This window comes from Thiobacillus sp. SCN 63-57 (assembly GCF_001725555.1).
In the GTDB taxonomy this organism is placed as follows: domain Bacteria; phylum Pseudomonadota; class Gammaproteobacteria; order Burkholderiales; family Thiobacillaceae; genus Thiobacillus.
In genome coordinates this window covers 114,491-124,250 of record NZ_MEGP01000011.1, presented here as the reverse complement: position 1 = coordinate 124,250, position 9,760 = coordinate 114,491, and the positions used below count along the sequence as shown (strand labels likewise).

The following is a 9,760-nucleotide window of genomic DNA, read 5'->3' as shown; positions in this document are numbered from 1 at the left end:
GTTGAACTCGCCTAAGTCATTGATAAACCTGCTGTATCTGGCTTGGGCGTAGTCCGTCGTAATGTCGGGCTGGAGTCATCGTGAAATAAAAAACCCCGCTTCGGCGGGGTTTTTTATTGGCTGCCACGACGCTCACATCTTCGCGACCATCGCCTCGGCGAACGCCGAACACTTCACTTCGGTCGCACCGTCCATCAGGCGCGCGAAGTCGTAGGTCACGGTCTTCGTCGCGATGGCCTTCTCCATGCTGGCCACGATCAGGTCGGCCGCCTCAGTCCATCCCAGGTGACGCAGCATCATCTCGGCCGACAGGATCAGCGAACCCGGGTTGACGTAGTCCTTGCCCGCGTACTTGGGCGCGGTGCCGTGGGTCGCCTCGAACATCGCCACGGTGTCGGAGAGGTTGGCGCCCGGCGCGATGCCGATGCCGCCGACTTCCGCCGCCAGCGCGTCGGAAATGTAGTCGCCGTTGAGGTTGAGCGTGGCGATCACGTCGTATTCGTCGGGACGCAGCAGGATCTGCTGCAGGAAGGCGTCGGCGATCACGTCCTTAATGACGATGCCGTTCGGCAGTTCCATCCACGGACCTTCGCCGATCACCTTGGCGCCGAATTCGCGCGCGGCGAGCTCGTAGCCCCACTTCTTGAAGCCGCCTTCGGTGAACTTCATGATGTTGCCCTTGTGCACCAGGGTCACCGAGCGGCGCTTGTTGTCGATCGCGTACTGGATGGCCTTGCGGATCAGCCGCTCGGAGCCCTCGATCGACACCGGCTTGATGCCGATGGCCGAGCTTCCGGGGAAGCGGATCTTCTTCACGCCCATCTGCCGCTGCAGGTATTTGATGACGCGTTTCGCCTCGTCGGAATTAGCCTCCCACTCGACGCCGGCGTAGATGTCCTCGGTGTTCTCGCGGAAGATCACCATGTCGACCTTCTCCGGCGCCTTGACCGGGCTGGGCACGCCGGTGAAGTAGCGCACCGGGCGCAGGCAGACGTACAGATCAAGCATCTGGCGCAGCGCCACGTTGAGCGAGCGGATGCCGCCCGAGGTCGGCGTGGTGAGCGGACCCTTGATCGAGATCACGTAGTCCTTCACCGCCTTCACGGTCTCGTCGGGCAGCCACTGGTCGCCGCCGTAGACCTTGACCGCCTTCTCGCCGGCGTAGACCTCCATCCAGGCGATCTGCTTCTTGCCGCCATAGGCCTTGGCCACCGCCGCATCGACCACGCGGCGCATCGCCGGGGTGATGTCGACGCCGGTGCCGTCGCCTTCGATGAAGGGGATGATGGGCGTGTCCGGCACGTTCAAGCTATTGTCGGCGTTGACGGTAATTTTCTTGCCTGCGGCGGGAATCTGGATATGTGTGCTCATAATGTCTCGAAACGATAAAATGGGGCTTTGCCCCCACCCGAAGTGTCGCGTCTTATTGTGTTCAACAAGCCCTATGGCGTGCTCAGCCAGTTCACCCCGGAAGGTCGCTGGCAGGGCTTGCGGGATTACCTCGCGCTGCCGGGCGTCTATGCGGCCGGACGACTGGACGCCGACAGCGAGGGTCTGCTGATTTTAACCGATGATGGCGCGCTCCAGAGCCGCATTGCCGATCCCCGGCACAAGCTGTCCAAAACCTATTGGGCGCAGGTCGAGGGTACACCGACGGACGCCGACCTCGACCCCTTGCGCCGCGGGGTCGATCTCGGCGACTTCGTCACCCGCCCGGCGCGGGCCCGCCTCATCGACGAACCTACCGGCCTGTGGCCGCGCAACCCGCCGATCCGCTTCCGCCAGGCCATCCCCACCAGTTGGATCGAACTCACGATCAGCGAAGGCAAGAACCGCCAGGTGCGGCGGATGACGGCGAAGATCGGCTACCCGACGCTGCGGCTGATCCGCGCCGCTGTCGGCGAATGGCGCCTGGACGCGCTGCAACCCGGAGAATGGAAGGAAATTCATGTCTGAGCCAGGCCTGGATACAACGCAATGGATGCCGCACGTGGTCGCCGCCGCCATCGTCGAGCGCGACGGCGCATTCCTCATGGTCGAGGAGCACACGGCCGAAGGCCTGCGTCTCAACCAGCCCGCCGGCCACTGGGAACGCGGCGAGACGCTGATCGACGCCGTACGCCGCGAAGCGCTCGAGGAAACCGCGCACCACGTCGAGCCGACCGCCCTGCTCGGCTGCTACACCACGCATTACCCGCGGCGCGACATCACTTATCTGCGCTTTGCCTATGTCTGCGGCGTCACCGGCTTCGACGCCGAACGCCCGCTCGACCACGGCATCGTGCGCGCCCTCTGGCTGACGCCGGACGAACTCGCCGCCCACCCCACGCCGCACCGCAGCCCGCTGGTCATGCGCTGCGTACGGGATTATCTGGCCGGACGGCGCTTCCCGCTCGACTTCGTGAGCCACGCATGAGCACGCGCGTCGTCGTCGGCATGTCGGGCGGAGTCGATTCCTCCATCGCGGCCCATCTGCTGAAGCAGCAGGGCTACGACGTGCTCGGCGTCTTCATGAAAAACTGGAACGACGACGACAACACCGAGCAATGCACCGCGACGCAGGATTTTCTGGACGTGCTGGCGGTGGCCGACGTGCTCGGCATCGAGGTCGAGGCGGTCAACTTCGCCGCCGAATACAAGGAACGCGTGTTCAGCTACTTCCTCGCCGAATACCAGGCCGGCCGCACGCCCAACCCCGACGTGCTGTGCAATGCCGAGATCAAGTTCAAGGCCTTCCTCGACGACGCCATCGCGCGCGGTGCCGAGTTCATCGCCACCGGCCACTACGTCGGCAAGGGCCAGGATGCGGACGACCGCGCGACGCTCTTGCGGGCAGCTGACGCCAACAAGGACCAGAGCTACTTCCTCTATCGCCTGAACCAGGCGCAGCTCGCTCCTTCCCTGTTTCCGCTGGCGCACCTGCCCAAGCCCGAGGTACGCCGGATCGCCGCGCAGATCGGCCTGCCCAACGCCGCCAAGAAGGACAGCACCGGCATCTGCTTCATCGGCGAGCGCAACTTCCGCGAATTCCTCGAACGCTACCTGCCGCGCGACCCCGGCGACATGACCACGCCTGAAGGCCACATCGTCGGGCGGCATCAGGGCCTGACGTACTACACCCTTGGCCAGCGCCAGGGCCTCGGCATCGGCGGGCAGAAGGACGGCAGCGACGAGCCCTGGTTCGTCGCTGCCAAGGACATGGCAAGCAACACCCTGGTCGTGGTGCAGGGCCACGACCATCCGCTGCTCAAGCGCTCGACGCTAGCCGCCGGCCAGCTGAACTGGATCAGCGGCGTCGCCCCCGATCCGGCCAAGCCCTACACCGCCAAGACCCGCTACCGCCAGATCGACGCGCCCTGCCGCATCACCCGGCTCGACGATGACACGCTCGAACTCGCGTTCGACAGCCCGCAATGGGCGGTCACGCCCGGACAGTCCGTCGTGCTCTATGACGGAGAAGTCTGTCTCGGCGGCGGCATCATCATCTGAAGACCACCGTTTCGAGCCTTCTTTTGGTGGTTCGACAAGCTCACCACGAACGGAATTAACAATGTGCCGTTCGCCCTGAGTCCTTCAACTTCGCTGACAGGCTTCGACGGACTCAGCATGAACGTTGCCAAGCGTGATTCCTGTTCCTTGGCCCGTTCGCCCTGAGCCTGTCGAAGGGCCCACTCGCTACGATTCATAGAGGCGCCCCGAAACCGCTACAATCCACGCATTCCAGATTCCCATCACATCATGTCGCACGAAGCCCCCGCACCCGCCGCCAACTTCATCCGCAACATCATCGACGAGCAGAATGCCGCCGGGAAATGGGGCGGCCGCGTCGAGACGCGCTTTCCACCCGAACCCAACGGTTACCTGCACCTCGGCCACGCCAAGTCGATCTGTCTCAACTTCGGCCTGGCGCGCGACTACGGCGGCGTCTGCCACCTGCGTTTCGACGACACCAACCCGGAAAAGGAAAGCCAGGAATACGTCGATTCCATCGTCGAGTCGGTGAAGTGGCTGGGCTTCGACTGGGGCAGCCACCTCTACTTCGCGTCGAACTATTTCGACACCATGTATGCCTGCGCCGAATACCTGATCACGGCCGGCCACGCCTACGTCGATTCGCTGTCCGCCGACGAGATGCGCGCCTACCGCGGCACGCTGACTGAAAAAGGGAAGGACAGCCCCTACCGCAGCCGCAGTGCAGAAGAGAACCTCGACCTGTTCCGCCGCATGAAGGCCGGCGAATTCCCCGACGGCGCGCATGTTCTCAGGGCCAAGATCGACATGGCCTCGCCCAACATCAACCTGCGCGACCCGGCGATCTATCGGATTAAACGCGCGCATCACCACAACACCGGTGACACCTGGTGCATCTATCCGATGTACACCTACGCCCACCCGATCGAAGACGCGATCGAGCACATCACGCACTCGATCTGCACGCTCGAATTCGAGGATCAGCGCCCGTTCTACGACTGGCTCTTGGACAAGCTCGCCGACGGCGGCTTCTTCACCCGCCCACTGCCGCAGCAGATCGAATTCGCCCGGCTGAACCTCACCTACGTCGTGCTCTCCAAGCGCAAGCTGATCCAGCTGGTCGAGGAAAAATACGTCTCCGGCTGGGACGATCCGCGCTTGCCCACGCTCGTCGGTGCGCGCCGCCGCGGCTATACGGCCGAGGGCTTCCGCCGCTTCACCGACCAGATCGGCGTATCGAAGTCCGACGGCTGGATCGACTACAGCGTGTTCGAAGCCAGTCAGCGTGACGTATTGAATGACTCCGCGCTGCGCCGCATCGCCGTGCTCGACCCGGTCAAACTCGTCATCGACAACTACCCCGAAGGTCAGTCAGAGGAGTGCTTCGCCCCCAACCATCCGCAGCAGCCGGACCTCGGCAAACGTGCCGTGCCGCTGTCAAAAGAGTTGTGGATCGAGCGCGAGGACTTCATGGAAACGCCGCCCAAGGGCTATTTCCGCTTATTCCCGGGTAATTCGGTGCGCCTGCGCTACGGCTACGTCGTGAAATGCACCGGCTGCGACAAGGATGCTGACGGCACCATCACCGCCGTGCACTGCGACTACCTGCCCGACACCAAGTCCGGCACCCCCGGCGCCGACTCGGTCAAGGTCAAGGGCAACATCCACTGGGTCTCAGCTGCGCATGCGTACGAAGCCGAAGTGCGCCTGTATGACCGCTTGTTCACGACCGCGCAGCCGGGCGGCGAAAGCGGTGATTTCCTGAACGACCTGAACTCCGATTCGGTACGCGTCATTCGCGCCCAACTGGAGCCGGCACTGAAAGAGGCCGCGCCGGAAGACCGCTTCCAGTTCGAGCGGCATGGTTACTTCGTCGCCGACCGCGTCGATTCGAAAGTGGGCGCGCCGGTGTTCAACCGGACGGTGACGTTGAAGGATTCGTGGGTAAAAGCAGAAAAATAACGCAGGCCAAATCAATTTTGAGATAAGTCTCTGACAACCGAGGGAGTCATCACATGGGCGATTCCGTATTTCTCAATCGCGTCGTATTGCGAAATTACAAAAGCATTGGGAATTGCGATGTCCGACTTGGGCCCCTCACTTATCTTGTGGGCGTCAATGGTTCTGGTAAGAGCAATTTTCTAGATGCCCTACATTTGGTACGCGATGCCCTAAACGGCTCCCTCGACAATGCACTGAACGAACGCGGCGGTCTGAGCGAGGTGCGTCGGCGCTCAAGCGGCCATCCCACCAATTTCGGTATTCGTCTAGAGTTTAAGCTGAACAGCGGACAGCGCGGCCATTTCGCCTTCAATGTTGGGGCACTGAGGGACCGGGGCTACGAAGTCCAGACCGAGGAATGCGTTGTTCAGGGGGTTGGCAAGGGCCCGTACTACCAGATCGATCGTGGAAAGCTACGTGCCAGCAGCGAGCCGACTTTCCCAGCGGTCACCTCTGATCGCTTGGCTCTCGTCGCCGCCTCGGGCTTGGCTGCGTTCCGTCCAGTATTCGATGCACTAGCGTCCATGAGCTTTTATAACCTCAACCCGAAACTGATGCGCGACCTGCAAAAGCCTCAGGAGGGCCGTCTGCTCAAGCCAGCTGGCGAGAATATCGCCAGTGTGATCGGACATCTAGAACGTGTCGGTCGCAGCCAAATGGATATAGTCGAAGACTATCTGCAAACGGTAGTTCCGATGGTGCATGGTGTTGAGCGCAAGCAGATCGGCCCTATGGAAACCTTGGAGTTTCGTCAGGACATGGCTGGTTCAAAACACCCTTGGCGATTCCTTGCGCAAAACATGTCGGACGGTACTTTGCGCGCGCTCGGTATCCTCGTCGCTCTGTTTCAGGGTAATCGAGATTATTCCCCTAGCCTAGTCGGCCTCGAGGAGCCCGAAACAGCGCTGCACCCTGCCGCCAGCGCGGCCTTGCGTGAGGCGTTGATGCGCGCATCGCGACAAACGCAGATCATCGTGACCAGTCATAGCCCTGATCTGCTCGATGATCGCGGAATCCCGACTGACGCCTTGCTCTCAGTCGTTTCAGAGGGCGGTGAAACACGTATCGCCCCCCTCGATGAGGCATCGCGTGACGCCATACGCCAACAACTCTTTTCCGCCGGAGAATTGCTGCGGCTTAATCAACTCACGCCTGACAGAGAGTATTTGGCCGCTCAGGAACAGCGCCAAGCTGATCTTTTTGGCGATCTCGAGCCGTGAAGATCGCCAGCATCGTGGAAGGGGATGGCGAGGTGATCGCCCTACCGATCCTGTTGCGGCGTTTGGCCGAATGGCGCACGCCGGAGCATTATCAGGATGTGTCCACGCCAATTCGCGTCCGTCGTGACCGCTTCCTAAATCGAGATGACGAGTTTCAACGTCATCTGCTGCTGGCTGCCTCGAAGTGTGGCAACGATGGCTGGATCCTGGTGCTGCTGGATGCAGACGACGACTGTCCGGCAACACGTAGTGCCGAAATTTTGCACCGTGCCCAGGCTTGTGTACCGCATCGCCGGATTTCTGTAGTGCTGGCAAACCGCGAATATGAAGCGTGGTTCATCGCTGCAGCCGCATCGTTAAATGGCCATCGCGGTTTTGTTTTTGATCCACTCGACACGATTGAGCCAGAATCACGACGGAATGCAAAAGGCTGGATCACGTCACATATGGTCGATAGAGCTTATGGCGAAACTACCGATCAACCTGCTTTCACTGCACGCATAGATCTACAACTGACATTTGATCACAGTCGATCATTTCGTAAGCTATGTAGTGAATGGGATCGCCACTCTCTTGGAGGTTAGACCGCGTCTACTGCCCTGAACAAAACAACAAATAGGGTCAGACACCCCTACGCCGGTGGATATTCCGTAAACCGTGGCAGCTCCTGATCGCCGCACGACCACTCCGCGCGCGAATCCCAGAAGACGCGTGCCTGCGGCTGGATGGGCACCGGGCAGTCGAGCGAGCCGGCTGGCACGACGACGGCGTTGATTTCAGGCACAAAGCGGGCGACGGAGCTGCCGCATTCGCTGCAGAATTGCCGCGTGAATCGCTCGGCGTCCGGAACCTTGTAGCGCTTCAGCAGCGCCTCGCCGTGCGAGAAGAGGATTCTTGCATTCGCCAGCATGAGGTTCGTCGCATGCCCGGTTCCGGAAGACTTCCGGCAGCGCGAGCAGTGGCAATGGTAGAAGCGCTGAAGATCGCCAACCACTTCATAGCGAACGGCGCCGCACAGGCAGCTGCCGTTCAGGGTGACTTCGTTCATCCAATCCTCCCGATCTCATGATGAATTTGCAGGTCAGGCCATCATCAGTGCAAGCCATGGAACCGAAAATTCGCTCTGGAATTCCTTGATCATCCTGCAAAGGGATGTCACCTAGGGCTGTTTATGCTTTCACGTTAAACCGAATGCGTCCTTCGACAAAGCTCAGGACGAACGGCAAACCAATCGCTTATTTGAGCCGCCCCCCGAACTTCCCCTCCGCCTTCGCCACCTTCGGCGCCACCACGAACTGGCAATACGGCTGATACGGGTTCTGCTCGAAGTAGCGCTGGTGGTAGTCCTCGGCCGGGTAGAAGGTCGTCGCCTCGGTGACTTCCGTGACGATTGAGGCACCGAAGTGCCTGGATGCCGTCAACTCGGCGATTGCGGCTTCGGCCTCGGCCTTCTGCTCGGGCGTGTGCCAGAAGATGGCCGAGCGGTATTGCGTGCCGACGTCGTTGCCCTGGCGGTTGCGCTGGGTGGGGTCGTGGAGGGTGAAAAAGACGTCGAGCAGGTCGCGGAACGAAATCACTTCCGGGTCGAAGGTGACCTGCACGACTTCGGCGTGGCCGGTGTCGCCGTTGCAGATGTCCTTGTAGGTGGGATTCTCGGTGTGGCCGCCCATGTAGCCGGAGACGGCGGCGTCGACGCCGCGCAGCCGGTTGAACACCGTTTCGATACACCAGAAACAACCGCCTGCCAGGGTTGCTACCGCGTGGGCCATGATGTTCCTCCGTTAGACGACCGGCACCGTTTCCATGAACGATGCGCGGCTCGCCAGTTTTTCGGCGAGCCTGGCCAGGTTGGGATGCGCAGTGCGCCAGTCGATTTCGGGGAAGCGCAGGTCCAGGTAGCCCAGCGTGCAGCCGCAGGCGACATCGGCCAGCGTCATGCTGTTGCTGTTGCCGAGGAACCAGGGTTTCTCGCCCAGCGCTTCCGACAGCGCCTCGAGCCCGCGGAACAAGGTCTTCTCCTGCAGGGTCATCCAGTCGCTGCTGCGCTGCTCGGGTGCGCGCTTGCGTTCCAGGTTCACCGCCACGGCCGCATCGGTGACGCCGTCGGCCAGCGCCTCGACGCCGCGCACCATCATGCGGACTTTCGGTTCACTGGGGATCAGGTGGGCGACCGGGCTCACGTGGTCAAGGTATTCGACGATGACGCGCGAGTCGAACACGCTGATGCCGTCCTCCAGCACCAGCACCGGCACCTTGCCGAGCGGATTGAAGCCGGGGACCGGGGTCTCCGGCGACCACGGGTTTTCGACCTGGAGGTGAAAGGGAATTTTCTTTTCCAGCAGGACCACGCGGACTTTGCGGCCATACGGACTGGTGAGCGAGGTGATCAGTTTCATACGGATTCGTATCCTGAATGCAGGTTGCTAGGTTGGATGATGTGCGCCGCCATTATCGCCTGTCGCACGCAGCGCTCCAACCCGTTCGCGCAGGACCGGCAGCACGTCCTGCTCGAACCAGGGATGACGCTTGAACCATAGACGATTGCGCGGGCTGGGATGCGGCAGCGGAAAATAGTCGGGAAGAAAATCGCGCCAGGCGTGCACCGTATCGGCCAGCGTTCGCCCGCGGCGCGTTCCCAGGTAATACGCCTGGGCGTAGGCGCCGATCAGCAGGGTGAGGCGGATGCCGGGCATGGCCGCGCGCAACGGCGGATGCCACAGCGGCGCGCATTCCGGACGCGGCGCCAGGTCACTGCCCTTGACCGTGCCGGGATAACACAGGCCGGTGGGGACGATGGCGATGCGGGAGACGTCGTAGAACTGGTCGCGCGTCATACCGAGCCATTCGCGCAGCCGGTCGCCCGATGGGTCGTTCCAGGGAATACCGGTTTCGTGCACCCGCCGGCCCGGCGCCTGGCCGACGATCAGCAGGCGCGCGGTGGACGAGACACGCAGGACGGGACGCGGGGCATGCGACAGATTCGCGGCGCAGACCGTACACGCCTCCACCTCTTCGACCAACCCGGCAAGACTCGTGGGCTGGCGCGGACGATCCGGTTTTTTCATCGC

At 61.9% G+C, this 9,760-nt stretch carries 11 protein-coding genes; 6 read left to right on the top strand and 5 right to left on the bottom strand.

Annotated elements, in window-relative coordinates; all coding sequences use genetic code 11:
- Positions 1–132: 132 nt before the first annotated feature.
- Complete coding sequence (gene icd / locus ABT23_RS05455) at positions 133–1,371, bottom strand: NADP-dependent isocitrate dehydrogenase (protein WP_296632273.1); 1,239 nt, start codon at positions 1,369–1,371, stop codon at positions 133–135.
- Between the two features lie 42 nt (positions 1,372–1,413).
- Here icd and ABT23_RS05450 point away from each other — a divergent pair, with 42 nt between their 5' ends.
- The 6 genes from ABT23_RS05450 (at position 1,414) to ABT23_RS05425 (ending at position 7,276) form a co-directional block, all read left to right on the top strand.
- Positions 1,414–1,956 carry a pseudouridine synthase gene (locus ABT23_RS05450; protein ID WP_296632289.1) on the top strand — a complete coding sequence of 181 codons (543 nt, stop codon included), beginning with the start codon at positions 1,414–1,416 and terminating at the stop codon, positions 1,954–1,956.
- Positions 1,949–2,416: an NUDIX hydrolase gene (locus ABT23_RS05445; RefSeq protein ID WP_296632270.1), complete on the top strand. Its 468-nt coding sequence runs from the start codon at positions 1,949–1,951 to the stop codon at positions 2,414–2,416. The genes ABT23_RS05450 and ABT23_RS05445 overlap by 8 nt, the downstream gene beginning before the upstream one ends.
- The gene (gene mnmA, locus ABT23_RS05440) at positions 2,413–3,489 is read left to right on the top strand and encodes a tRNA 2-thiouridine(34) synthase MnmA (protein WP_296632267.1); all 1,077 of its coding nucleotides are present in this window, start codon (positions 2,413–2,415) and stop codon (positions 3,487–3,489) included. Before ABT23_RS05445 ends, mnmA begins: the two co-directional genes overlap by 4 nt.
- A gap of 249 nt (positions 3,490–3,738) precedes the next feature.
- On the top strand, positions 3,739–5,433 hold the full coding sequence (locus ABT23_RS05435; protein ID WP_296632264.1) for a glutamine--tRNA ligase/YqeY domain fusion protein: 1,695 nt from the start codon (positions 3,739–3,741) through the stop codon (positions 5,431–5,433).
- 53 nt (positions 5,434–5,486) lie between these two features.
- Positions 5,487–6,692: an AAA family ATPase gene (locus ABT23_RS05430; RefSeq protein ID WP_296632263.1), complete on the top strand. Its 1,206-nt coding sequence runs from the start codon at positions 5,487–5,489 to the stop codon at positions 6,690–6,692.
- A complete protein-coding gene (locus ABT23_RS05425; protein ID WP_296632262.1) occupies positions 6,689–7,276 on the top strand; it encodes a DUF4276 family protein in 588 nt (195 codons plus the stop codon). The genes ABT23_RS05430 and ABT23_RS05425 overlap by 4 nt, the downstream gene beginning before the upstream one ends.
- 47 nt (positions 7,277–7,323) lie before the next feature.
- Here ABT23_RS05425 and ABT23_RS05420 read toward each other — a convergent pair whose 3' ends face one another.
- From ABT23_RS05420 to ABT23_RS05405, 4 genes are all read right to left on the bottom strand, one after another.
- A complete protein-coding gene (locus ABT23_RS05420; protein WP_296632261.1) occupies positions 7,324–7,740 on the bottom strand; it encodes a GFA family protein in 417 nt (138 codons plus the stop codon).
- A 187-nt stretch (positions 7,741–7,927) separates the two neighbouring features.
- Positions 7,928–8,461 (bottom strand): peptide-methionine (S)-S-oxide reductase MsrA, encoded by a 534-nt coding sequence (gene msrA / locus ABT23_RS05415; RefSeq protein ID WP_296632260.1) that lies wholly within the window; start codon positions 8,459–8,461, stop codon positions 7,928–7,930.
- A gap of 12 nt (positions 8,462–8,473) precedes the next feature.
- Complete coding sequence (locus ABT23_RS05410; protein WP_018507662.1) at positions 8,474–9,088, bottom strand: glutathione S-transferase C-terminal domain-containing protein; 615 nt, start codon at positions 9,086–9,088, stop codon at positions 8,474–8,476.
- A gap of 27 nt (positions 9,089–9,115) precedes the next feature.
- Complete coding sequence (locus ABT23_RS05405; RefSeq protein WP_296632256.1) at positions 9,116–9,757, bottom strand: uracil-DNA glycosylase family protein; 642 nt, start codon at positions 9,755–9,757, stop codon at positions 9,116–9,118.
- Positions 9,758–9,760: the final 3 nt, after the last annotated feature.

What these genes read in the sequence shown, in the direction of transcription:
- icd (WP_296632273.1), bottom strand. Translation starts at nt 1,371, where the DNA reads ATGAGCACACATATCCAGATTCCCGCCGCAGGCAAGAAAATTACCGTC.
- ABT23_RS05445 (WP_296632270.1), top strand. Translation starts at nt 1,949, where the DNA reads ATGTCTGAGCCAGGCCTGGATACAACGCAATGGATGCCGCACGTGGTC.
- mnmA (WP_296632267.1), top strand. Translation starts at nt 2,413, where the DNA reads ATGAGCACGCGCGTCGTCGTCGGCATGTCGGGCGGAGTCGATTCCTCC.
- ABT23_RS05435 (WP_296632264.1), top strand. Translation starts at nt 3,739, where the DNA reads ATGTCGCACGAAGCCCCCGCACCCGCCGCCAACTTCATCCGCAACATC.
- ABT23_RS05430 (WP_296632263.1), top strand. Translation starts at nt 5,487, where the DNA reads ATGGGCGATTCCGTATTTCTCAATCGCGTCGTATTGCGAAATTACAAA.
- ABT23_RS05420 (WP_296632261.1), bottom strand. Translation starts at nt 7,740, where the DNA reads ATGAACGAAGTCACCCTGAACGGCAGCTGCCTGTGCGGCGCCGTTCGC.
- msrA (WP_296632260.1), bottom strand. Translation starts at nt 8,461, where the DNA reads ATGGCCCACGCGGTAGCAACCCTGGCAGGCGGTTGTTTCTGGTGTATC.
- ABT23_RS05410 (WP_018507662.1), bottom strand. Translation starts at nt 9,088, where the DNA reads ATGAAACTGATCACCTCGCTCACCAGTCCGTATGGCCGCAAAGTCCGC.
- ABT23_RS05405 (WP_296632256.1), bottom strand. Translation starts at nt 9,757, where the DNA reads ATGAAAAAACCGGATCGTCCGCGCCAGCCCACGAGTCTTGCCGGGTTG.